The organism is Caballeronia sp. M1242, assembly GCF_017220215.1.
GTDB lineage: Bacteria > Pseudomonadota > Gammaproteobacteria > Burkholderiales > Burkholderiaceae > Caballeronia.
This window is the reverse complement of record NZ_CP071129.1, coordinates 104,245-127,991: the sequence shown is the minus strand read 5'-3', so window position 1 is coordinate 127,991 and position 23,747 is coordinate 104,245. Positions and strand designations below refer to the sequence as shown.

The 23,747-nt window shown below is 63.7% G+C and carries 22 protein-coding genes and 1 riboswitch; of the genes, 10 read left to right on the top strand and 12 right to left on the bottom strand.

The window, feature by feature from the left end:
- Positions 1–36: 36 nt before the first annotated feature.
- The 7 genes from JYK05_RS00580 to flhD form a co-directional block, all read right to left on the bottom strand.
- The gene (locus JYK05_RS00580; RefSeq protein WP_206467380.1) at positions 37–1,887 is read right to left on the bottom strand and encodes a methyl-accepting chemotaxis protein; all 1,851 of its coding nucleotides are present in this window, start codon (positions 1,885–1,887) and stop codon (positions 37–39) included.
- Between the two features lie 40 nt (positions 1,888–1,927).
- On the bottom strand, positions 1,928–2,446 hold the full coding sequence (gene cheW / locus JYK05_RS00575) for a chemotaxis protein CheW (protein WP_175939048.1): 519 nt from the start codon (positions 2,444–2,446) through the stop codon (positions 1,928–1,930).
- A 27-nt stretch (positions 2,447–2,473) separates the two neighbouring features.
- On the bottom strand, positions 2,474–4,747 hold the full coding sequence (gene cheA / locus JYK05_RS00570) for a chemotaxis protein CheA (protein ID WP_206467379.1): 2,274 nt from the start codon (positions 4,745–4,747) through the stop codon (positions 2,474–2,476).
- A 55-nt stretch (positions 4,748–4,802) separates the two neighbouring features.
- The gene (locus tag JYK05_RS00565; protein WP_206467378.1) at positions 4,803–5,180 is read right to left on the bottom strand and encodes a response regulator; all 378 of its coding nucleotides are present in this window, start codon (positions 5,178–5,180) and stop codon (positions 4,803–4,805) included.
- Between the two features lie 100 nt (positions 5,181–5,280).
- Positions 5,281–6,270, bottom strand: a complete 990-nt coding sequence (gene motB, locus JYK05_RS00560) for a flagellar motor protein MotB (RefSeq protein WP_206467377.1) — start codon at positions 6,268–6,270, stop codon at positions 5,281–5,283.
- A gap of 37 nt (positions 6,271–6,307) precedes the next feature.
- Positions 6,308–7,168, bottom strand: a complete 861-nt coding sequence (gene motA, locus JYK05_RS00555) for a flagellar motor stator protein MotA (protein ID WP_206467376.1) — start codon at positions 7,166–7,168, stop codon at positions 6,308–6,310.
- A gap of 417 nt (positions 7,169–7,585) precedes the next feature.
- Positions 7,586–7,906, bottom strand: a complete 321-nt coding sequence (gene flhD, locus JYK05_RS00550) for a flagellar transcriptional regulator FlhD (RefSeq protein ID WP_206467375.1) — start codon at positions 7,904–7,906, stop codon at positions 7,586–7,588.
- A 620-nt stretch (positions 7,907–8,526) separates the two neighbouring features.
- On the opposite strand from flhD, the gene JYK05_RS00545 reads away from it, so the two are divergent.
- The 3 genes from JYK05_RS00545 to JYK05_RS00535 all read left to right on the top strand — a co-directional run bounded on the left by JYK05_RS00545 (position 8,527) and on the right by JYK05_RS00535 (position 11,152).
- Complete coding sequence (locus JYK05_RS00545) at positions 8,527–9,591, top strand: glycosyltransferase family 4 protein (protein ID WP_175939037.1); 1,065 nt, start codon at positions 8,527–8,529, stop codon at positions 9,589–9,591.
- Between the two features lie 243 nt (positions 9,592–9,834).
- Positions 9,835–10,566 (top strand): aquaporin Z, encoded by a 732-nt coding sequence (aqpZ, locus tag JYK05_RS00540; RefSeq protein WP_206467374.1) that lies wholly within the window; start codon positions 9,835–9,837, stop codon positions 10,564–10,566.
- Positions 10,567–10,867: 301 nt separating this feature from the next.
- Positions 10,868–11,152, top strand: a complete 285-nt coding sequence (locus JYK05_RS00535; RefSeq protein ID WP_206467373.1) for a hypothetical protein — start codon at positions 10,868–10,870, stop codon at positions 11,150–11,152.
- 38 nt (positions 11,153–11,190) lie between these two features.
- On the opposite strand, the gene JYK05_RS00530 is transcribed toward JYK05_RS00535, so the two are convergent.
- On the bottom strand, positions 11,191–12,018 hold the full coding sequence (locus JYK05_RS00530) for a Cof-type HAD-IIB family hydrolase (RefSeq protein WP_206467372.1): 828 nt from the start codon (positions 12,016–12,018) through the stop codon (positions 11,191–11,193).
- A gap of 46 nt (positions 12,019–12,064) precedes the next feature.
- Positions 12,065–12,991 carry a BadF/BadG/BcrA/BcrD ATPase family protein gene (locus JYK05_RS00525; protein ID WP_206467371.1) on the bottom strand — a complete coding sequence of 309 codons (927 nt, stop codon included), beginning with the start codon at positions 12,989–12,991 and terminating at the stop codon, positions 12,065–12,067.
- Positions 12,992–13,097: 106 nt separating this feature from the next.
- Between JYK05_RS00525 and JYK05_RS00520 the strand changes: the two genes are divergently transcribed.
- The 3 genes from JYK05_RS00520 to JYK05_RS00510 all read left to right on the top strand — a co-directional run bounded on the left by JYK05_RS00520 (position 13,098) and on the right by JYK05_RS00510 (position 14,952).
- Positions 13,098–13,709 (top strand): DNA-3-methyladenine glycosylase I, encoded by a 612-nt coding sequence (locus tag JYK05_RS00520; protein WP_206467370.1) that lies wholly within the window; start codon positions 13,098–13,100, stop codon positions 13,707–13,709.
- Between the two features lie 424 nt (positions 13,710–14,133).
- Positions 14,134–14,559, top strand: coding sequence for a hypothetical protein (locus JYK05_RS00515; protein ID WP_206467369.1), 426 nt, complete (start codon positions 14,134–14,136; stop codon positions 14,557–14,559).
- A gap of 15 nt (positions 14,560–14,574) precedes the next feature.
- Positions 14,575–14,952, top strand: coding sequence for a hypothetical protein (locus JYK05_RS00510; RefSeq protein WP_241269817.1), 378 nt, complete (start codon positions 14,575–14,577; stop codon positions 14,950–14,952).
- 98 nt (positions 14,953–15,050) lie between these two features.
- On the opposite strand, the gene rpsU is transcribed toward JYK05_RS00510, so the two are convergent.
- Entirely contained in the window at positions 15,051–15,263 is a 213-nt protein-coding gene (gene rpsU, locus JYK05_RS00505) for a 30S ribosomal protein S21 (RefSeq protein ID WP_159837708.1), read from the bottom strand.
- Between the two features lie 370 nt (positions 15,264–15,633).
- Entirely contained in the window at positions 15,634–16,584 is a 951-nt protein-coding gene (locus tag JYK05_RS00500; RefSeq protein WP_206467368.1) for an aldo/keto reductase, read from the bottom strand.
- Between the two features lie 256 nt (positions 16,585–16,840).
- Between JYK05_RS00500 and JYK05_RS00495 the strand changes: the two genes are divergently transcribed.
- From JYK05_RS00495 to JYK05_RS00480, 4 genes are all read left to right on the top strand, one after another.
- Entirely contained in the window at positions 16,841–19,261 is a 2,421-nt protein-coding gene (locus JYK05_RS00495; protein ID WP_206467367.1) for an HAD family hydrolase, read from the top strand.
- A 241-nt stretch (positions 19,262–19,502) separates the two neighbouring features.
- Positions 19,503–20,327, top strand: a complete 825-nt coding sequence (locus tag JYK05_RS00490; protein ID WP_175939021.1) for a flagellin domain-containing protein — start codon at positions 19,503–19,505, stop codon at positions 20,325–20,327.
- 154 nt (positions 20,328–20,481) lie between these two features.
- Positions 20,482–21,924: a flagellar filament capping protein FliD gene (gene fliD / locus JYK05_RS00485; protein ID WP_206467366.1), complete on the top strand. Its 1,443-nt coding sequence runs from the start codon at positions 20,482–20,484 to the stop codon at positions 21,922–21,924.
- A 33-nt stretch (positions 21,925–21,957) separates the two neighbouring features.
- Positions 21,958–22,257: a flagellar protein FliT gene (locus JYK05_RS00480; protein ID WP_206467365.1), complete on the top strand. Its 300-nt coding sequence runs from the start codon at positions 21,958–21,960 to the stop codon at positions 22,255–22,257.
- A gap of 119 nt (positions 22,258–22,376) precedes the next feature.
- Here JYK05_RS00480 and JYK05_RS00475 read toward each other — a convergent pair whose 3' ends face one another.
- Positions 22,377–23,387 carry a sodium:calcium antiporter gene (locus tag JYK05_RS00475; protein ID WP_175939015.1) on the bottom strand — a complete coding sequence of 337 codons (1,011 nt, stop codon included), beginning with the start codon at positions 23,385–23,387 and terminating at the stop codon, positions 22,377–22,379.
- A gap of 95 nt (positions 23,388–23,482) precedes the next feature.
- A riboswitch (yybP-ykoY riboswitch) is annotated at positions 23,483–23,651 on the bottom strand.
- Positions 23,652–23,747: the final 96 nt, after the last annotated feature.

Here is a 23,747-nt window from a genome sequence, read left to right as displayed (position 1 = left end):
CGAATCCGCGCGCTCGACCGCTGCCGGCCGATGCGCTTAGAACGTTTCCCAGTCGCCGTCGTCGGCGGTCGTGGCCTTCGCGCGCGGGGCGGGTGCGGCCGCCGGTGCGCTCACGCGGGGCGCGGCTTTCGCTGCGCTTGCCGGCTTCGCTGCATCGCGGGCCTTATCCTTGATAACGGCCGTTTCCGGCGCGACGTTAGGCTGCTCTGCAACTTTCGCTGCGCTCGCGGACGATGCACGCGACACCGGCTCGACGCGCGTAGGCTTCGCCACGGCGGGCGCCAGGCGCGCAGCCGCGACCGCCGCGCTCGGCTTCACCGACGCCGGCACGGTGCCCGCGATGCGCCATTGCCCGACGATCTCCTTCAACTGCCGCGTCTGGTCTTCGAGAGATGCCGCCGCCGACGCCGCCTGCTCCACGAGCGCCGCGTTTTGCTGCGTCACGCTGTCCATCTGCGTGACGGCGCGATTGACCTGCTCGATGCCGTCGGACTGCTCCTCCGACGCCGCGCTGATCTCGCCCATGATGTCGGTCACGCGGCGCACCGCCTGCACGATCTCGCCCATGGTTTCGCCTGCGCGCGTGACGAGTTGCGAGCCGCTCTGCACTTTCTCGGCAGAATCGCCGATCAGCGCCTTGATTTCCTTTGCTGCCGCCGCGCTGCGCTGCGCGAGCGAGCGCACTTCGCCCGCCACGACCGCGAAGCCGCGTCCTTCCTCGCCCGCCCGCGCCGCTTCCACGGCCGCGTTCAACGCGAGAATGTTGGTCTGAAACGCGATGCCTTCGATCACGCCGATGATGTCCACCACCTTGCCCGAACTGGACGCAATGGCGTTCATCGTATCGACGACCTGCTCGACCACCTCGCCGCCGCGCGACGCGATATCCGACGCGTTCACCGCGAGCTGGCTCGCCTGACGCGCGTTGTCCGCGTTCTGCTTCACCGTGCTCGTGAGCTGTTCCATGCTGGAGGCCGTCTCTTGCAACGACGCCGCCTGTTCTTCCGTGCGCTGCGACAGATCCGTGTTGCCGCTCGCGATTTCATGCGCGCCGACATCGATGGATTCCGCGCCGCGATGCACCGCGCCGACCATCGCGGTCAGGTTCGTGCGCATGCGCTCGATGCCCGCGAAAAGACGGCCGATTTCGTTCGTGCTGTCCGTGTGCGCCGACTTCGTGAGATCGCCGCGCGAGATGCGCTCGAAGTGGTCCACCGCGTCGTTGATCGGCTGCACGATCAGGCTGCGCAGCGCGAAACGCGTGGCGAAAAGCAGCAGACCGGAAAGCGCGAGCAATCCGCCGATGACCATGCTGAGCGTCGCGTTCTGCGACGCCGCGTTCGCCCGCGACTCTTCCGCGTGCTTCTGCTGGAAGGCGACCGCCGCCGTGACCGCCTGATCGAACGCGACGAACATCGGGCTGATCTTGGTATCGGCAATGGCGTGGTACGCGGCCATGTCGTTCGCGCGCATCGCGGCGAACTCCGGCTCGACGCCGGTCTTCATCAGCGTGTCGTGCTGCGCGACGAGCGTGTCGAGCGTCGCTTGCGGCAGCATCGGCTTCTTCGTGTCGAGATAGAGCTTCCAGTTCTCGTAGCTCTTGTCGAGCAGGAACTGGCCGCGCTCCATCGCCTTCTTTGCCTCGTCGGCGCTGCCTGCTTCGGTGAGCGAGCGCACGCGGTCGAGCGTGATGCGCGAGCGCAGCAGATACGAGGACGTGTCCGCGAGCGCGCGCATCGCCACCATGTCTTCTTTGGCGATGGAGTCGAGCGAGGCGCTCGCGGAATTGAGGCCGACGAGCGACAGCGCGCCGATGACGGCCGCGCAACCGACGAACAACAGACCGACGAGCGTGAGCGTCGTGCGGATGGACAACTTCTTGAACATGGCTTCCTTTCCTTCACCCGCGACGCGTGCGGGCTCCTCGTTAAGCGGCGACCGAGTCGATCAGCTCCATCTCGCGGCTGGTCATGAGCTTTTCGATGTCCATCAGGATCAGCATGCGGCCCTCGACCGTGCCAAGGCCGGTGAGATATTCGGAAGTGAGCGTCGCGCCGAATTCGGGCGCGGGCATGACCTGGTCCTGCGTGAGCGTGAGCACGTCCGACACGCCGTCCACCACCATGCCGACCACGCGATGCGCGACGTTCAGGATGATGACGACCGTCTGGTTGTCGTACTCGACGCGGCCGAGATTGAACTTGATGCGCATGTCCACGATCGGCACGATGATGCCGCGCAGATTGATCACGCCCTTGATGAACGCGGGCGCGTTCGCGATGCGCGTGACGCTGTCGTAGCCGCGAATTTCCTGCACTTTCAGGATGTCGATGCCGTACTCTTCGGCGCCGAGCGTGAAGACGAGGAACTCTTGTCCGGCGGCTTCGGCGTGCTGCGCATCGCGGCGCGACAGTGTTGCGTTTTGAATCGATTGGATGTCTGCCATGAGAAACCCCAGGTTCGGTCGATGTGTTTAATGGGTGTGCGAGTGTTGCGCGCGTGATTCGCGGTTGAGCGCGGCCACGTCGACGATCAGCGCGACGCTGCCGTCGCCGAGAATGGTCGCCGCCGAGATGCCGTGCACCTTGCGGTAATTCGTTTCGAGGTTCTTCACGACCACTTGCTGCTGGCCGACGAGTTCGTCGATCAGCATGGCCATGCGCCGTCCTTCGGTTTGCAGGATCGTGACGATGCCCTGCGTCGGCTCCGTGCGCGCGCCTTCGACCGAGAACACCTGATGCAGCGCGATCAGCGGCAGATATTCGCCGCGCACGCGCACCACGCGCTCGCCGTTGGCGACCGTGTAGATGTCCTCGGCGACCGGTTGCAGCGACTCCATCACGAAGTTGAGCGGCAGAATGAAGATTTCGTTGCCGACCTTCACCGACATGCCGTCGAGAATTGCGAGCGTGAGCGGCAGCACGATCTTCGTGGTCGTGCCCGCGCCCTGGCGCGACATGATTTCGACGTGACCGCCCATCGACTGGATGTTGCGCTTCACCACGTCCATGCCGACGCCGCGCCCGGAAATGTCCGTCACCTGTTCGGCGGTCGAGAAGCCCGGCATGAAGATGAGTTGCCAGACTTCCTCGTCGGTCATGGAGTCGGAAACCTGCATGCCCTGCTTCTGCGCCTTCGCGAGGATCTTGTCGCGGCGCAGGCCCGCGCCGTCGTCGCTCACTTCGATCACGATGTTGCCGCCATGATGCGCCGCCGACAGCACGAGCTGCCCGGTCGCGGGCTTGCCCGCCGCGCGGCGCGCTTCCACGGTCTCGATGCCGTGATCGAGCGAATTGCGCACGAGGTGCGTGAGCGGATCGATGATGCGCTCGATCAGGCTCTTGTCCAGTTCGGTCGCCTGACCGAACGTGACGAGTTCCACGTCCTTGCCGAGCTTGCCCGCGATATCGCGGACGAGTCGCGGGAAGCGGCTGAATACGTAATCCATCGGCATCATGCGGATGGACATGACGGCCTCTTGCAGGTCGCGCGCGTTGCGCTCGAGCTGCGCCATGCCGTTGAAAAGACGGTCGTGCAATGCAGGGTCGAACGTGCTCGTCGTTTCGGCGAGCATCGCCTGCGTGATCACCAGTTCGCCGACCAGGTTGATGAGCTGATCGACCTTCTCTACGCCGACGCGAATGGAGCTGCCTTCCGCCGATGCCGCTGCGGCCGGGCGCGCTTTCTTCTCGGCGTCGCCGGTGGCGGCCTTCGGTTGTGCTTCGCGTGACGGGATGGCGGCAGCAGCTTGCGTTTCCGCATTCGCCGCCGCCTTCGCCGCTTCTTCCTTGTGCTGCGCCGCGGATGCGGGCGCTTGCTGCGCCTGCGATACGGGCGGCTCTGCCTGTAGCGTGTGTTGCTTGGCTTGCGCCGGCTCGGACGCTGCCGACGGCGCAATGTGATGCGCGTCGCCGCGACCGATCGTGATTTGCGATTCGTCGATCACGAAGCAGCACACGGCCACGATGTCGTCGGAGGAGACGTCCGAATCGAGCCAGAGCACGAGTTCGGCGTCGGTCTTTTTCTCTCCGACGATACTGCCCAGGTTCCCCAGCTCCTCGGTCAAGGTCGCCAGGTCCTTCTCGCCCACCCCCCGTAGCGTAATTTTCAGGTGGGGTCCTGCTTCCGCCGCCGGCGTGCCGGCCGCGGTTCCTGCATTCGTTGCATGGCTGGCCGCGCCGTCGGTGACTTCGAACGCGCCGTCCCAGTTGCCGTCGTCCTCGATGGCTTCGGCGGCTTGCGAGATCACGTGCGAAGGCGGCGCGTTCGGGCCTTCGTAGGCCGGCGCGACCTCCACTTCGCCGATGACAGCCGGCGTGACCGGCTCTTCGGCGACAGGCGCGCTCTGCGGCGCGGCGTCTTCGTTCTTCAGGCGTTCGAGCTTCGCGCAGATCGCGGCGGCGGCGGCCGCATCCGGCTCGGCGCTCGCGCGATACGCGGCGAGCTGGTCCGAGAGCACGTCCTTGGTCGCGAGGAACGTGTCGATCATGTCGCGGCGAAGCACGAGCTCGTTGTTGCGCGCGCGATCCAGCAGCGATTCGAGGATGTGCGTCGTTTCGGTGAGCGCGGTGAAGCCGAACGTGGCTGCGCCGCCCTTGATCGAATGCGCCGCGCGGAAGATCGCCGCGAGATCCTCGGGATCCGGATTCGCGATATCGAGGACGAGCAGCAGTTGCTCCATCTGCGCGAGCAGTTCATCGGCTTCGTCGAAGAAGGTTTGATAGAACTGGGTAATGTCGAGTGTCATGCTTGATTCACCGTCAGCGCGTGCGCGCGAGTTGTCTTGGCTTTATCTGTTCGCTTCAGTGCTGCGTGTCTTCGGAGAGCGCGGCGACCACTTCGGTCAAAAGGTCCGGGTCGAGCGGTTTCTCGATCCAGCCCGTCGCTCCTGCCGCGCGCGCCGCTTCCTTGAACGGCTCGCCGCCTTCCGTCGTCAACACGAGAATCGGCGTCGCGCGGTAGGCGTGGTTGGCGCGCAGCTCCGCGATCAGGTCGAGGCCGCTCTTTTGCGGCATGTGCTGATCCGTGAGCACTAGATCGAATCGCTCGGCGAGCGCCCATTCGAGCCCTTCGTTGCCGTCGGACGCCACCGTTACCTCGTAGCCCGCCGTCGTCAGCGTGGCAGAGAGGATTTGCCGCATGGCTGCGGAATCGTCGATTGCCAGAATGTTCTTGATCATGTGTCGCCTTTGGGTCTGCGCCTCGCTGCCTCTTGTCCGGATGACGGCGCAAACGTGTGGAGTCTTGAGCGTTTTTTATGCAGATTTGCTCGTTGCACGCTTATTTCCGCGCCGCGCCCGGCACGATCCGGCCGAGAAGCGGCGTCGCGCCGGGCGCGAAGGCGTCCGAAGCGTTATCCAGCGTCGCGGCCGAGCCGCCGTCGTCGCGCAGCATCGAGGCTTCCGCGCGGTGATTCAGCACGATGATGCTGATGCGCCGGTTCTCCGGATCGAGCGGGTCTTGCTTGTTCAGGTTTTGCGTGGACGCGAGGCCGAGCACGCGCAGCACCTTGGCTTCGTCCATGCCGCCCGCGACCAGTTCGCGCCGCGACGCGTTCGCGCGGTCCGCCGACAGTTCCCAGTTGCTGTAGCCCTTTTCGCCGCCCGCGTACTTCACGGCGTCGGTGTGGCCCTGCACGACGATGCGGTTCGGCACGTCGTTCAGCGTCCGGCCGATTTCGCGCAGGATGTCGCGCATGTACGGCTGCACGCTGTTGCTGGAGAGCGCGAACATCGGGCGCTTCTGGGTATCGACGATCTCGATGCGCAGGCCCTGCTGCGTCGACTGGATGCGGATCTGCTGCTTGAACTGGTGCAGCGTCGGATTGGCTTCGAGCGCGGCCATTAGCTTGACCTGAAGGTCATGAAGGCGCGCCTGCTCGCGCCGCTCGAGTTCGCCTTGCGCGGCTTTCAGCAGTTCCTCGTCGGCTTTCGCGGTCGGGCTCTGCGCGAATTGCGTCTTGCCGTCCGAACTGCGGGCATCGCCCGGATCGTTGCTCGAAATGTCGCGCCCGCCGCCGGTGATGATGCTGTTGTCCATGCCGACGCTCTTGCCGCCGACCATCGCCGCCTTGAGCGGCATGTTGAAGTACTCCGCGATGCCGCGCCGCTGCACGGGCGAGGTCGACGAGAGCAGCCACATCAGCAGGAAGAACGCCATCATCGCGGTCATGAAGTCCGCGTACGCCAGCTTCCACGCGCCGCCGTGGTGGCCCTTGCGGCCCGCGACGATGCGCTTGATGAAGATGGGACGGTCTTTTTCGCTGCTCATCGCAGGGCTCCGGTCGGGGTCGCGAGGACGAGGCGCGTCACTTCGCCTTCACCCGGCGCACGTGCTCTTCCAGTTCGGAGAACGACGGGCGCTCCGTGGAGAACAGCACCTTGCGGCCGAACTCGACGGCAATCGCCGGCGCGTAGCCGTTCAGGCTCGCGAGAATCGTCACCTTGATGCACTGGAACATCTTCGTCTGCTCGGCGACGCGCTGCTCCGCGACGCTCGCGAGCGGCCCGATGAAGCCGTACGAAATGAGAATGCCGAGGAACGTGCCGACGAGCGCCTGCGCGATCATTTCGCCGAGAATGGCGGGCGGCTGATCGGCGGAGGCCATCGTATGCACGACGCCCATCACCGCCGCGACGATGCCGAACGCGGGCATCGCGTCGCCGACTTTCTGCAGCGCCAGCGCGGGCGCTTCGCCCTCGACGTGATGCGTCTCGATCTCTTCGTCCATGAGGCTTTCGATTTCGAACGCATTCATGTTGCCGCCGACCATGAGCCGCAAGTAATCGGTCATGAACTCGACAATGTGATGATCCGCGAGCAGCTTCGGGTACTGGCTGAAGATCGGGCTCTTGTGCGGGTCTTCGATGTCGGCTTCGAGCGTGAGCGTGCCTTCCTTGCGCGCCTTCGCGAGCAGCACGTAGAGCAGGCCCATCAGCTCCATGTACACGTCCTTGTTGTACTTGGAGCCTTTGAACAGAGTAGGAATGACGAGCAGCGTCGACTTGATGGTCTTGACGCCGTTGCCGAGAATGAAGGCCCCGATGCCCGCGCCGGCGATCATCAATATTTCGACCGGCTGTACGAGCGCGCCAAGATGGCCGCCTTCGAGCGCGTAACCGCCGAAAACGGACAGCAATGTCACGAGCGTTCCAACGAAAATCAGCACAGTCGGGTCCTCAGGGTTGGGAATGCGGTACGGCCGGCGCACATGCGCGGTTAAGACTGTTTACGGCACGCGGGTGGAAAACTTTGGGCGGGCTGGCGGGGGCGTTGGGTGCGGGGCGCTTGCCGGTCCGGCCGTTCGTCCGTGTGCGCGAAGGCGTGGATTCAGCACGGGCACGGATCGAAGGCGCGGGGCGGAGCACGGTCGAGTCGCCGCCGCGCGGAGTGCGCCGGATACAGAACGAGCCGGTCGTGGTCATGAGGCGTCGGTAAGGGGCCATCACTGGAGCCGGTCGGCCGAAAACGCCACATCGAGCCGGTGGCGCGATGGACTCCCCTCGAAGCGCGCCGTCTGATCGATCGGCCGCATTCACGCGACGGCGCGACCTCAAAGTTGCCGTCGGCTTGCTGCGTAGCCCGTTTAACCGATCTCGATCGCCGCATCCGAAAGCGCGACTTGCAGCTCCGCCTGCGTGAGCGCCGCGCGCTTGTCTTTGTCGGCAAGCGAAGTGAGGATCGCGTGGTCGTCGAAACGGAAGCGGCACAGCACATGGCTCGAAGCCGCGATCTTCACCGCCTGCGCCGGCGTCAGCGACGACACGATCTCGGCCACCTCCTCGGACAGCCCGAGGCGATGCATCGCCAGAACGCGGTCTTCCCGAAGCAGCCGCTGCGCGAGCAGCACATACGACAAGTTCACCTCGCGGATTTCCGCGAGCGTGCTCATGGTGGTGGCCGTCATCTTTCCCCCGAGTCATTGCATGGCTGGTCAGGCCCAGCGGGAAACGTTTGCTCGGACGCGCTCAGTCGCGACGCGTCCGGCCCCGCTCGTCTTGTCGGCCCGATTTTCCGGCAACGCGCCCATCGCGGGAATCGGAAGAACCTGCCGACGCGCCGACAGACTTTCGCCCGAAATCGTGTAGGAAAAGTTCGTACATGCGCAGTCAAATTTGCTGCGCGTCGGCAAATGCCTTTATCGGCAGCGGCCGGATGGACTTGAGACCAGTGCGGGCACGGCGCCTGCTACCGGGTGCCTCGCCGCTCGCATTGCCAGTCGAAATCGTCTCCTTCGACCGCTTGAGTGCAATTTTTGACTTCGTAACAGCCGGTGTTTCGCGCTGTAACAAGGTTAAGCGATTGAAAAATGACGTGAAATGCCGCTCTCGATCCCGATAATGAACGTAAGGGATAACCCGGTCGAGAGCCGGGCCGATCTTTGGGCGGCGTGAGCGACACACCGCGGCCCGCCCGAATGGCATCGCGCAACGCTCGACCGGAGCGCCACAGCGGTGTCCACACAACAGCTTTCATGGCCCATCGGCGCCGACCGCGCCTTAAGCGGCCACTCAGGAGAGTCACGTTATGCGAATCGCACAAATTGCACCGTTGCACGAAGCAGTTCCTCCGAAGTTCTACGGCGGCACTGAGCGCGTGGTGTCTTATCTGACGGATGCGCTCGTCGACCTCGGCCACGATGTAACCTTGTTCGCAAGCGGCGATTCGCAAACCCGGGCGACGCTCGACGCGGCCTGGCCGCGCGCCCTGCGACTCGATCCCACGATCCGCGATCCGCTCGCGCCGCACATGCTGCTGCTCGAAACGGTCCGCCGCCGCGCGCACGAGTTCGACGTGCTGCACTTTCACCTCGACTACATGCCGTTTCCGCTGTTCACGCAGCTCGACACGCCGTTCGTGACGACGCTGCACGGCCGTCTCGACCTGCCCGAACTGCAGCCGATCTTCAACACGTTCACGAAGGCGAACGTCGTGTCGATCTCCGACAACCAGCGCGGACCGCTGCCGCAGGCGAACTGGCTGAACACGGTGTATCACGGCCTGCCGGACGATCTGCTGACGCCGCAGCCGCACAAGAAGCCGGAATATCTGGCGTTTCTCGGCCGGATCTGCCCGGAAAAGCGCGCGGACCTCGCCATCAAGATCGCGGCGCAGAGCGGTCTGCCGCTGAAGATCGCGGCGAAGGTGGACAAGGTCGATCAGGACTATTTCAAGTCGACGATCGAGCCGCTGCTGTCGCAGGCGCACGTCGAGTTCATCGGCGAGATCAACGAGGCGCAGAAGCCCGAATTCCTCTCGGGTGCTAAGGCGCTGCTCTTCCCGATCGACTGGAACGAGCCGTTCGGCCTCGTGATGATCGAAGCGATGGCGTGCGGAACGCCGGTGATTGCCTTCAACCGCGGTTCGGTGCCGGAAGTCATCGATCATGGCGTGACCGGCTTCATCTGCGAGGACGTGCCGGGCGCGGTCGGCGCGCTGCATCGCATCGACGAACTGTCGCGCACCGAGATTCGCGCGCAGTTCGAGCGCCGCTTCAGCGCAAAGACGATGGCGCAGAACTACGTCGACACGTACACGGCCATGCTTCAGGCCGCCAAGCGTCCGGTGCTGCGTCAGGTCGCCGTCGGCTGATCGCGCACAGCTTTCCGCTCTCGAATGCCGCCCAATGGGCGGCATTTTTTTCGCCTGGCCGCTAGCGCCGTCTGCTTCGTGACAAGGAGGAATCCGAAGATCGCTGCGTTGAGCGTGAAATGCCCGTGGATCGACCAATTTTGACAGTCCGTAAAAACTGCCGCCCTTAAACTGCGCTCGGCAAGGGCAATAGGCTTTCTTGCGTCAAATCAAAGGTCTCTCACATTTCACGAAGGCAAGATCATGCATTTGTCGAAGCGTCTCGGCGCTGAAGTTTTCGGTACTTTCTGGCTCGTGCTGGGCGGCTGCGGAAGCGCCGTGCTGGCCGCCGGCTTTCCGCACACGGGCATCGGGTTCGTGGGCGTCTCGCTCGCATTCGGGCTCACCGTGCTCACCATGGCTTATGCCATCGGTCACGTGTCCGGCTGCCACCTGAACCCGGCTGTTAGCGTCGGGCTGGCCGTCGCAGGGCGCTTTCCCGTGCGCGACCTCGGGCCGTACATCGTGGCGCAGGTGGTGGGCGCAACGCTCGGCGCATTCGCGCTCAAGCTGATCGCCACCGGCATGCCCGGCTTCGATCTGGTCGGCAGCGGTTTCGCGGCGAACGGCTTTGGACCCGAGCACTCGCCGGGGCACTACACCGTGTTCGCGGCGCTAGTCTGCGAATTCCTGATGACGTTCTTCTTCCTCTTCGTGATTCTCGGCGCAACCGATGATCGCGCGCCGAAAGGCTTCGCGCCGATCGCCATCGGCCTGTGCCTGACGCTCATCCACCTGATCTCGATTCCGGTCACGAACACGTCCGTGAACCCGGCGCGTTCCACCGGCCCGGCGTTCTTCGTCGGCGGCTGGGCGCTGGATCAGTTGTGGCTGTTCTGGATCGCGCCGATCGCGGGCGCTATCGTCGCTGGCGTGCTCTATCCGCTGCTGGCTTCGGATCCGGAAGCGCGGAAACTTGGTGCCGTCGCGCAATAAGTCGCGGGATCGGTCATGCGAAACGGGCGCTTCGGCGCCCGTTTCCTTTTGCGCTCAGCCCGCGCGCATTAAAAGCGCGCGACAGTTGTAATGGCGAATTACGCAGCATGCTTATGATTTTCTCCGCGACCGCGCGCTCCCAAGCGCAAAGCCCCGCCGGACAAGGCTCGTGCGTATCTCACCGACATGGAAAAGGCCTTACGCCCCGCTTGCACCCCGTAACAAGTCGTCGAAGCGTGTAAGACGGCCGGCGCTTACATTGGACTCATGCGACACACGTCGCCTTCCAGGGAGAAACACAATGAAGCGCATCGTCACTCGATTGCTCGTCGCGACCGGCCTTGTCATTGGTGCAGTCGGAGCGGCTCAGGCCCATACCGATCTTCACGTCGGCGTTTCGCTCGGCGCGCCTGCTTATGCCGCTCCCGCGCCCGTGTATGTGAGGCCCGCCGCGCCGCACTATCGCGCGCCGTACTGGCGTCATGAGGAACCGCGCTGGCATCGTGACTATGGTCACGACAACGGGCGCTGGAATCGCGCCGGTTGGGACCACGGCCGTTCGAACGACTGGGGCCGCCGCGGCTAACCACAACGCCGAGCGTGAATCGGTGGCGCTTGAAAAAGTCAGCGCGGCGACGCGATGTCGTCGCGCAGATCGAACAGCTTGCGCAGATGATGCGCGACGCCCGCCTCGAAGTTGTTGCCGATGCGCGGCACATTCGGCAGACGCGTGATCAGGTCCGGATTCGCGTTGTTCATCATGAACGGATGGCCGGCCGTTTCCAGCAAGTCGATGTCGTTCATGTTGTCGCCGAACGCGACGCACTGCGCGGGATCGATATCCAGCCGCTCCAGCACGTAACGCAGCGCGCGCCCCTTTGACACATCGGACGTCATCACCTCGAGGCAGTCCGGCAGCGAATACGTGACATACAAGGCTTCGCCGAATTCGCTTTCCAGATTCGCGGCGACGTGCTTCAGGTCCGCCGGCTCGCCGATATACAGCACCTTCGCGATGTTTTCGCCGTCGTGCTCGCGCAGATCCATGACTTCGTACTTGAAGCCGGAGTCCTGATGAAAGACGAGCAGTTCGGGCGCGTGACGGTCGATGAGCCACGCATCGTCGGCGAACAGATTGACGATCACGCGGCCATGCGCGCCCGCGACATCCGGCTGAACGAGGCGTCGCACGGCGGCAGGCGCGAGATCGCGCGAGTAGATGCGCTCGTCGCCGGGCGCATGCACGCGCGCGCCGTTGGACGTGATCAGGTACGCGTCGATGCCCAGCAGGTCGCGGATGCCGGCCACATCGCGATAATGCCGCCCCGTGGCGATGATGACCGGCACGCCGCGTGATGCCAGCGTGCGCAGCGTCTCTGCGGTGAACGGGTCGAGCTGGTGATCGCTGTTGAGAAGCGTCCCGTCGAGATCAGTTGCGATGACCGAATACATGGCTGCCCTGTTTGAGCGGAGAAAAACGCCCGCGAAGCTGACTATTCTATCGCGGCTCTTTTCCTGGCAGCCCCGCCGCGCCGCCAGACGCCACCGCGCGCCGCGCCAGTTCGAGCGCGCCTGCGGCCGAATCCGCGCGGGGTCGTCGCAGGCGCTCGCGCAACGATATGGGCACGAAAGGCTCGTACGGCGCGGCCAGTCCACCGCAAAGCGCGACCGGCAATTTGCCGTCGCGATCCAGCGCCGCGACCAGCAACTCTATCTCGCGCCCCGCCTGCTCAAGCAACTGCGCCGCCGACGGATGATCGCGGTATTCGAACACGCTCGGCGCGAGCGTGGCGTACGCGGTCTGGTTCGACGCGCACAGCCACACGACGAGGCTGTGGCGATCCGTCGCGCCAGTGAGTTGCAAGAGCGCGCGGGACCAGTCATCGGCCGGGAGTCGCCCGTCCAGCACGCGCTGAAGGTGAACCACCGCGCGCAGACCGAGCCACGCCCCGCTCGCTTCGTCGCCGCTCGGAAAGCCGTATCCGCCCGCAATGCGGCAGACGCCCTGCTCGTCCAGCGACGCCGCGATGCTGCCCGTGCCGAGCGCGACGATCACGCCCGGTCCGCCGCCGTGCGCGCCGAGGACTGTAGTGTACGCGTCGCTTTCCACGCTTAGCGCGTGGACCGGCGGCGCCATGCTCAGGAAAGCCGCGAGCCAGTCCGCGTTGTTGACGCCCGCGAGGCCGCAGCCGAGCGAACAGGCGCGCCAGTCGAAGGCGAGGCCGGCTGCATCGAAAGCACGCTTGCATGCATTGCCGATGGAACACCACGCCTCTTCGACGCCCAGCGCCAGACCCGAAGGACCGCCGCTCGCGCGGGCCAGCTCGACGCCGTGCGCGTCCGCGAGAATCACGCGCGTGCCGCTTCCGCCGCCGTCGATGCCTAGCAGGAAGCCGTTGAATTCCGAATTCGTGAAAGTGTTCATGGCCGCAAGCATAGCGGCGACGGCGGCGCGCGCCAATTAGCCGAATGGCAGAGTGGCGCGGCAATCGCGTTCGGCTATGCTGGCGCGACCGAAACGAGGATTTGCAATGGCAGCCACCGAACCGACACGCTGCGCCTGGGCCACCACCGACGCCATGGCGCATTACCACGACACCGAATGGGGCGTGCCGTCCCGCGACGACCGTCATCTCTTCGAAATGCTGGTGCTCGAAGGCGCGCAGGCCGGTCTTTCATGGTCGACGATTCTCAACAAGCGCGAGGGTTATCGCGCGCTGTTCGCGGGCTTCGACATCGACAAGGTCGCGCGCTTCACGGACGCGGACATCGAGCGGATCGTCGGCGATGCGCGCGTGGTTCGCAACCGGGCGAAGATCGCGTCCGCCGTCATCAACGCGCAAGCGGTCCAGCGCATTCAGGCCGAGCATGGTTCCTTCGCGGCCTTCGCATGGTCGTTCGTGAACGGCGCGCCTATCGACACGCCGCGCGATGCGAACAATCCGACGCCCGCCTCCACGCCCGAGTCGGATGCGCTGAGCCGAGCGCTCAAGCAGTACGGCTGCAAGTTCGTCGGCACGACCATCTGCTACGCCTTCATGCAGGCGACGGGCATGGTGAACGATCACGCCGTGGGCTGTATCTCGCGCGTCAAGCCTAAGACTAAGCGCAAATCGCCGGAAAAAACGACCCCTTCAGCTTAATCCGATGCAGGGGAATTTGCTTTTTGGCAACGTTCTCGCCGCAAAAGAGCGTTGATTAGGGAAAGTCCTCATCGCAGGCGTTTTTTTGCAGTGAAGCATGCCGCCAGCCGCACCGTTTCAAGCGCGGACCATGCTTCTGCCGCACTGCACGAACGTCCGTGTCGTGTAAAAATGGCGTTCTCGCGTGCGCTGCCGCACCTTTTTACCGAGCCGTGCCGTTATAACTCACGGTGTGCGGATCGTTCACTGAGTGGAGAGATCCGCCGCGAGTACACGGGCACGCGAATGCGCGTGTCCCTAGGCCGGGAAAAACAACGTGCTCGAAGCAGTAGCCGGTCGGCGTGCGCGCCGTCCGACGCCGCAGGTGCAGGTTGCTCGAAACTCAACGCATGGCCGCTGCGCAGGGGCGCAGGGGAGAAAGATCATGAAAAGCTTGAACTTCCTGACGCATCAGGAGATTTTTGACAACGCGGTGCAGCATCTCTTCACGCAGGGACAAGCCGCTTTGCTGCCTCACGGCGGCGGCGCTTATCGCGGATACTGCGGCGGCTGCCCGATCGGGAGTCTCATCAAGCCGCGCGACTACGTGACGGCCATGGAAGGCGTGCCGATCCGCTATATCGGGAAATCGCCCGACTCGGTGCCGGCGTACATGGATGTCGGCGTCGCGGCGCTCAAGCGCGCTCTGCTGCGCGCGCGCATCAACGTCTTCGATCCGACCACCGTCGAACTGCTCTCGTGCCTGCAGAACGTGCACGACGTCTTCGGCAAATGGGAGTGGCGCGAGCGTCTCACGTCCATCGCGCGGCAATTCGGTCTGTCGGCCGAGCTTCTGAAAACGGCTGCGTAACGGTGCGGGTGCCGTATGTTGAGCCCTGTCACGATGTTGAGCGCGAACGAGATCTTCCATCGCGTGAGCGCGCATTTGCTGGCGCAGCGCGCCGTCTCGGAAGATGACAACGGGTCGTGCCGTCTGAGAGGCGCGCACGGCCGCAAGTGCGCGATCGGATCGCTGGTGCGTGACGACGTCTACGAAGCGGAGCTCGAAGGCGTCGGCATTTCGTACTATCGGCATGCGCATGACGGCAAGCTGCTGCGCGCGCTGTATGCGTCGAACGTGAATGCTTACGATCCGGCCATCATCGATCTCTTGATGGAACTGGAGCAGATTCACGACGACGCCAGCGTGGACGAGTGGCCGCATCTGCTGCAAGCACTCGCAAGACGGCACGCGTTCGCCTAAGAACCAACTTGCAAGAAAAAACGGCGGTGCGCCCTCACGGGTCGCACCGCCGTTTTGCCTTCGCGGACCGAAAGAAACCGGCCCGGCGTAAAGACGCTTTAGTGCATCTTCTTCGGCAGCATCTGGCTACGCAGGCGCTTGCGCAGGCGGGCAACGGCCGCGGCCTTCTTGCGCTTGCGCTCGGTGGTCGGCTTTTCGTAGGACTGGCGCTCGCGCAGTTCTGCGATCAGGCCATTCTTTTCGATGGTGCGGCGGAAGCGCCGAATCGCGACATCGAACGGCTCGTTTTCTTTGAGGACAATAGTGGTCATGACAATCCTGATTTGCTAAACGTATTTCTAAGTGCGCAACGGAAAAACCCGCCGCGCGCCGGCACTCCGATCGTCCGCCGGGCGCCAAAAAGGACGCAGCGGACACGAGCAAAGCGGCCACGGAGGCCGGAAAAGAGAGAGTTGGGATTCAACCGCAAAGCGGCATGTGCGCACGAAAGGACCGCCTGCACGCACACTTTCGGCGCCGTTCTCCGCTGGCGATTAACATTTTGACGTTGTCATTTTCAGCGGAGCGGACGCAAAAATCGGCCGAAAAATCGGGCACATTTCTCGATTCGGGCGCGATGTTACCAGAACACCGCGCCTATGCCAACTCTTCGAAGCACGGCAACTCGTTGATGCAACAGATTTATTTCTGCCAGGCGCTGGCTTCGTCCAGTTCCGCCACTTCTTCCGGATCGAGCTCGAGGCGCGTGGCCGCCGCGAGACTTTCCAGTTGCTGCACGGACGTGGCGCTCGCAATCGGCGCGGTCACGCTCGGCCGCGCGATGACCCACGCGAGTGCGATGGTCGCCGGCGTGGTGTCGTGGCGCTTCGCGACTTCATCGAGCGCATCGAGAATCCTGAGGCCGCGCTCGTTCAGATACTTCTCGACGCGCGAGCCGCGCGCCTTCCCCTGCATGTCTGCTTTGGAGCGGTACTTGCCCGACAGAAAGCCGCTCGCCAGGCTGAAATACGTGACGACTGCGACCTTGTGCGCCTCGGCGACGGGCTCGAGGTCCGTCTCGTAGCCTTCGCGGTCGTAGAGGTTGTACTCCGGCTGCAGGATCTGATACGCCGGCAGCGACGATTCCTTCGCCACTTTCAGCGCTTCTTCCAGCCGCGCGCCGGTGTAGTTCGACGCGCCGATCACCCGCACCTTGCCCGCCTGAATGAGCTTCTGGTAGGCGCCGAGCGTTTCGTCGAGCGGCGTCTTGTCGTCGTCCAGATGCGAGAAGTAGACGTCGATGTAATCGGTCTTCAGACGCCGCAGCGAGTCGTCCACGGCCGCCGCGATGTTCGCCGCCGAAAGCCCGGCGCGCGTGCCGAGCATGCCGACCTTCGTCGCGAGCACGACCTTGTGGCGCTTGCCGCTCTCCTTGAACCACTTGCCGATGATCGTTTCCGATTCGCCGCCGTGGTGCCCTTCGACCCACGCGGAATAGACGTCCGCCGTGTCGATGAAATTGAGGCCGTGATCGACGAACGCGTCGAGGATGGAGAACGACGTGCGTTCGTCCGCGGTCCAGCCGAACACGTTGCCGCCGAAGACGAGCGGCGCGACTTCAAGATCCGATGTGCCGATGCTGCGAGTTTGCATGGAGTACTCCGCGTGAGTAGAGGACGTTCGGGAAGGATACGCAACATTGCGCGACGCTGCCGCGCGCGTCGCTCATGCGCCGAAATGAAGCCCAAAGCTGCGCTTGTTCCGTGCTTTCGTTCTGGCGCAAGCCCCTAAGATCGTCGACACATCACAGAGGCTGATGCCGGGGCGGCCGAGAGCGACCCGCTGCAGACGCCCGACGCACGAAAACCATCAATGCAGACCCGCCGGCGCGGGCTGCGGAGTCCATCACATGCAAGCAGACAAGAACGTCCTTCCGGATCAGTTGGCCGAAACGTGGTCGGCGCGCGCGCCGTCGCATACGGTCGCGACTTTCGACTGTTTCGACACGCTGTTCTGGCGCGCCGTACAGGAACCGGTCGACGTTTACTACGCGCTGGCCGAAGATCCGCTATTCGTCGAGCACGGCGTAAGCGCCCGCGTGCGCACGATGGCCGAATCCGAGGCGCGTAAACAGAATTACTTCGCAACCCGCAAGAGCGAGGCGACGCTCGAACAGATTTATGCCGAAGCCGCGCCTCACGCCGACGAAGCAACGGTGAGCGCGCTCGCCGAGCGCGAGGTCGATAAAGAGATCGAGATCGGCTTCATCTTCGAGCCGGTGCTCGCGCTGCTGCGCGAGGCGAAAATTCGCGGCCTACGCACGGCAATCGTCAGCGATACCTATTACTCCGAGGCGCAATTGCGCCGCATTCTCTTCACGACCGCGCCGGAGCTCGAATCGCTCATCGACGTCGTGTTTTGTTCGTCCGAATTCGGCGTCTCGAAGTCCACGGGACTCTGGAATGTCGTGACGGAACGGCTGGGCGTCGCGCCGTCGGAGATTCTCCATACCGGCGACAACCCGTACGCGGACTGGGCCGTTCCACAGCAGATGGGCATCGGCGTACTGCATTTCCAGCAGCGCGACGAAGAAATGCATAAAGCGGACCGGCAGCGGCTGATGGCGGCGCGCGTGCTGTTTCCGTCGATCCGCGCGACGAAGCCCGCGCCGAGCTTGCATCACGCGATGCGCTCCCTGCAACAGGGCCGCAACATGAGCACGAACGAGCGCATCGGCTACTGGTCGGTCGGCCCGATCATGCACGCGTTCGCGCGCTTCGTGCTGGACACGCATGAGGATCTCAAAGCGCGTGGCCGACCGCACAAGCTCGCGTTTCTGCTGCGCGACGGGCATCTGATTCATCGGGCATGCGAAGCGCTGCACGGCGGCCCGATCGGCAATGAAGCGTACGTCGGGCGGTTCGTCGCCGCCGGTTCGACCTTCGACAGCCGCGAGGCCATCGAGCGTTATCTGAGTACAGAGGTCATCAACCCGCAGATGATGAAGTTCGGCGCAGACCAGCTGCAACTGCCGCCCAAAGAAACCGGCAAACTGCTCGCCGAGGCAAACGCATCCGCCAATCCGCTGCAGACGTTCCGGCGTCTCGTGCTGGAACCGCGCACGGTGAAGCTCATCATCGAACGCAGCGCGGCGCTTCGTCAGCGGCTCTTTCGCCATCTGCAGCGCACCGTCGGACTCGAGCGCGGCGACACGCTCGTGATCGTGGACCTGGGTTACTACGGCTCCATTCAGCGCTCGCTCGGCAAACTGTTCAAGAAGTATTACGACGTGGAGATCGTCGGGCGCTATCTCGTTTCGCTGGATACACCCGGCTGGCGCGCGGATCGCGCGGGCGTCGTCGACAGCCGCTGGGCCGATGAAAACGTGATGGAGATGTTGATCGCGCATATTGGCCATTTCGAGCAGATGTGCTCGCTCAAAACCGGCAGCGTGTATGACTTCAAGGACGACGGCACGCCGCTTCTCAACCAATCTGCGAAAAGCGAGAAGCAAATCGCGCAAAGCGGAGAAATCCAGGATGCTTGCGTCCGCTTTGTCCGCGATATGGCCGTGATGCCGGCCACCAGCTTTCCCCGCCTGACGGCTGAACGACTACGCGTCGATGCGGCCATCTGCCTCGCACGCCTACTGTATCTCCCGGACCGCGACGAAGTGGCCGGCGGCAATGAGACGGTGTTCGAGATTAACGGGGCGTCCATTCACGCATTCAACGTCGCGGATAACGACGCGGGCATCGAAGGGCTTCGTCAGCGCGGACCCTTCTATATGCGCAGCATCGGCAAGGGTTTTCGTCCGGGTTATCCGTACGAGATGCGCCACGCAGGCATCGATCAGGCGATCTTTCTAATGGCCGTGCGCCGTCACCGTCTGGATTTCACCGTCGACGATACGACGTACCGCGAGACGCGAATTCCCGCGCTTTTCGTGCGCGGCAATGAAACCGCGACCGAGACGCTGACCGCGCGCGCGACTTACGACGGCTTCTATTCGCTCGTCGTGCCCATTTCCGACTTCGACGTCGCGCTCATGTTCGGCAAGGAGATGAACTGGGTGCAGATTGCGTCGGCGACAACCTTTCCCGCGGAAACGCTGGATACGCGTATTGAGTTCGATCGCCAGCGCGCGCTCTCGCCTGGGAGCGAGATCATTTACGACGGCATGACTGAGCGCGAATCCGGCATGTTCGAGATGTCGCTGAACGGACTGATCTATGTGCCTGCCATGGCCGGAAACGCGCGGCAATTGATGCGCCTGACGTTCCGCCCGCTTTCCTGGGTTCAGAAGGCTGACACCGCCCTCGCCTCATGAAGAGATATCGGGCCGGCTGCCTGTAAAGGTGTAGCCGGCCCGGCCGTAATTGCTTTTAAGCCCTGCCGGCCAAGGCGCCGGCAGACTCCGTGAAAATTCGAATCGCATTCGATCTTCGGCCTAAAGTTTCTTTCCCGTGGGCCGAAATCCTTAGGTAAGGCAGTCAGCGAAACACATTAAACATCGCGACGCCGCATTCAGACTCAGACTAGTAGCGCCTTTACCAACGAGGTAATTTGAAATGTTGAACATCAACACCAACACCCTGTCGCAAACGACGCAAAAGAACCTGCAAGGTTCGCAAAGCGCGCTGTCGTCGGCTATTAACCGCCTCTCGTCGGGCAAGCGCATCAACAGCGCAGCTGACGATGCAGCAGGCCTGGCGATTTCGACGAACATGACGTCGTACGTCAACGCGCTGAACCAGGGCGTGTCGAACGCGAACAACGCGATCTCGATGATTCAAACGGCGTCGGGCGGCCTCAGCTCCACGACGGACAACCTTCAGCGTATTCGCCAGCTGGCCGTTCAGGCAGCCGACGGTTCGCTCTCCGACACGCAGCGCGGCTACCTCCAGACGGAAGTGACCCAGCGTCTCGGCGAACTCGACCGCGTTTCGAGCCAGACGACGTTCAACGGCCAAGCCATGCTGTCCGGCTCGGTCTCGACGGTGGCCTTCCAGATCGGCGCAGTGGCGAACCAGACGCTGAGCGTCGACTTCGGCAGCACCGCGATGAGCCAGACCGGCCTGTTCGGCTCGGCATCGGTCGACATCTCCACGGCAAGCGGCGCGCAGTCCGTGATCAGCCTGGTCGACACGGCGCTCGACACCGTCAACACGCTGCAATCGACGCTCGGCGCTGAACAAAACCGCTTCACGTCGGCCGTGACCAGCCTCCAGTCGCAGTCGACCAACCTGAACGCAGCACAGTCGGCCATCACCGACGCGGACTTCGCGCAAGAAACGGCGAACCTGTCGAAGGCTCAAGTGCTGCAACAAGCGGGTATCTCGGTTCTCGCGCAAGCGAACTCGATGCCGCAGCAAGTGCTGAAGCTCCTCGGCTAAGCGCATGTGACCTGCCCCGCCGCAACATTGGGCGGGGTTCGGCAGTTCACTGGGAGGCCCGCCTCCCAGCTTTCGTTAGCGCAGCGACATTCATCATCGGCGCTGCGCTCACGAAAGCTCGCAAACAGAAAAGGCAGTCCGTCCGGAGCATCCGATGACCACCACCACCTCGAGTACCGACGTCAGCGCCACACTGGCCGCTGCCGCGCAGTCCATCATCAGCGGCGCGACGAACTCCACGCTCGATGTATCCACGCTGGTTTCCTCGCTCGTCACCGCGAAGACCACCGCTCAGGCCACGCAGATCGCGAACAAGACGGCGAGCGACAACACGCTTCTGTCCGCCGTCTCGCAGATCAAGTCCGCGCTGTCATCGGTGCAAACGGCGCTGAAGAGTCTTTCCGACGGCACCGGACTCGCCGCGTACACGGCGACGGCGAGCGGCAGCGGGCTCACGGCGACGGCCGGCACGAGCGCGGTGGCCGGTTCGTATGCGATCACGGTCAACAACATCGCCAGCGCGCAGAAGATTTCGTCGACGGCGCACGCCGCCACCGACACCTTCGGCACCGGCACGCTCTCGCTTTCGCTCGGATCGAGCTCGATGAATGTGACGCTCGACGGCACGAACACGCTGGCGAGCATCGCGTCGTCGATCAATTCGGCGAGCGACAACCCCGGCATCAGCGCGACCATCGTCACCGGCACCGACGGTCAGCATCTCGTGCTCGCGTCGAAGACGACGGGCGCAGCGAACACCATTTCGGTCACCGCCGGCTCGGGCGTCGATTCGTCGCTTTCGTACAGCACGGGCAGCAGCAACTACACGCAGACGTCGGCGGCGCAAGACGCGTCGCTCACGGTCGACGGCACGGCCGTCACGAGCTCGACCAACACGCTCACGACCGCGATCGGCGGCGTGACGCTGAACCTGGCATCGGCTGCGGCAGGCTCGACGCAGACGTTGACCGTCTCCTCCGACACGACCACGGAAAAGAGCACGATCAAGGCGTTCGTCGACGCGTACAACTCGTTCGTGAGCCAGGCCGCCGCGCTGTCGTCGTTCGACTCCACGAAAAGCGCCGGCTCGCAAGGCGGCGTGCTGCTCGGCGACTCCATGCTTCAGAGCATTCAGAGTTCGCTGTCCAGCATCATCACGAGCGGCGTGAGTTCGGGTTCCGGTTCCACTTCGACGACGACGAACCTCGCGTCGATCGGCATCGACCTTCAGGACGACGGCACGCTGTCCATCGACGATTCGACGCTTTCCACCGCGCTCTCGAACAGCCCGACGCGCGTGAGCCAGCTCTTCAACCAGACGAACGGCATCGGCACGCAGCTGAATTCGAAGATCACGTCGTTCCTGCAAACGGGCGGCATTATCGATACGCGCACGACCGCCATCAATGCAGACCTGAAGAGCCTGACCGATCAGACGACGAAGCTGCAGACCTACGCCGACAGCCTGACGTCGCAATACAACGCTCAGTTCACGGCGCTCAATACGCTCATGGCGACGATGCAGAGCAACACGACGTACCTGACGCAGCTTTTCGGCGGCACGAACAGCGCCGGCGCGCTCGCGACCAACAAGTAACGCAGGCGCCAACCCATTCGCATGGAGAAAGATGTGAGCCAACGAGACATGCTGACCCACGCGGCGTCGCTCACGCGCGCCATGGCCGCGGCCGCAGCCGCCGGCGACTGGATCGAAGCGGCGCGCCTCTCCGAGCTGCGTTCGCCGATCATCATGCAATTGGAGAACGACCTCGATCCGGTGACGTTGCAGACCGCGAGCGAGATTCAGACGCTGGATGCCGCGCTGATGCAGACGGCGCAAGCCGCGCGCATGTCGCTCGGCAAGACGTATCGCGAGGCGACCGCGCGCGTCGACGCGGCCAGCCGTTATCAACAGGCCGCGCGGCTCTAAAGTTTCCCTGCCCCGCGCCGTTATACAGACTAACAACAACAAGAAAGCGTCGATGTGATGACGCAGCTTTGCTCTCGATGCCCGCCTCGCGCGGGCATTTTTATTTGCGCGGAACGAGCCTAGCGCCCGAGCGTCAACGTCAGATACGCCGCGTACAGCACGCCGTTGCCGAGCAACGCCCACAACGCGACGCCCTTCCCTCTCGCATGGAAACGCAGCCACGCCGCCGCCGCGAGCGTGATGAGCACGCCGGTCAGCACTTCGACGCGCGGCTCCCACGGCGTCAGCATGATGCCGATGGACGGCAGCAACGTGCCCTGAAACACCATCGCGCCGGTGATGTTGCCAAACGCGAGCGTGTCCTTGCCGCGCCGCGCCCACAGAATGCTGTTGACCTTTTCGGGCAGCTCCGTCGCGATCGGAATGATGATGAGCGAGAGCAGCAGCGCCGAGACGCCGAGCGCCTGCGATACGCCCTCGACGCCGTGAATGAAGCCCTTCGCGCCGCCCACCAGCAACACGATGCCGATCAGAAATTGCAGCATGATCGAGCCGAGATTCGTCTTGAGTCCGACGCGCGAGATGAAGAGCGTTTCGGGCGCTTCGGTGCCGTGTCCGCTTTCGACGAGATTGGCCGATGCCCTGAAGGTCGAGATTACATAGATCACGTACAGGCCGACGAGCCCCGCCGCGAACAGCGCGCGCACCTGCCATGCGTGATGCGGCACGAACATCGCGCCAGCCGCGATGAGGAATGCGATCAGGAAGAAGTTGAGATCGCGCGTAAAGCCGCTGCGCTCCGGCTCGATCACGCCGCGCAAACCGCGCGATTTCACGATGGCGAGCGTCATCAGGAACGTCGAAAGCGTCGCGAGCATGAGCGGCGCGCCGAGGATCGCGCCGACGCCGATCTCCTCGTTGACCGCGCGGCTTGCCGTGCCGCCTAAGAGCGCGATGATCGGCACCGTCGTTTCCGGCAAGGCCGTGCCCACTGCGGCGAAAAGCGATCCGGTCACGCCTTCCGAAATGCCGAGCCGTTCGCCGAGGTGTTCGAGCGCGTTGGTGAAGAGCTCGGAGGCAATCAGAATGATCGCGAGCATCAACGCGAGTTCGAGGAAAAGCATCGTCATGCGGCACCTCGCATGGCACGACGTGGCACGCAGACGATGTCGGCGCGTGAGCGAATGAGGTCTTGTAGTTGTGGGGACACGATGATTCCACGGTCGGACGTCAGCGAACCATGATGCGCCACGCGACGTCCGACCAAGAACGACGTGGCACATCAGTGGTCTCGCCAAACCGGACCGGTCGAACGCGCCACGGCAGCAGAGCCGAGGATGTTGACGCGTTCTCCTTCGCAAGCGGAAGGAAGGCTACTCCCCAAAGACCGGGGCAGTGTAGCGTGACGCGTCGCGTTCGGCAAGCCGACGCAGACAGCGGGACATATCGGTATGCGCAACGGTTCGTTGTCGCGCGCCCGCGCGTTCGCT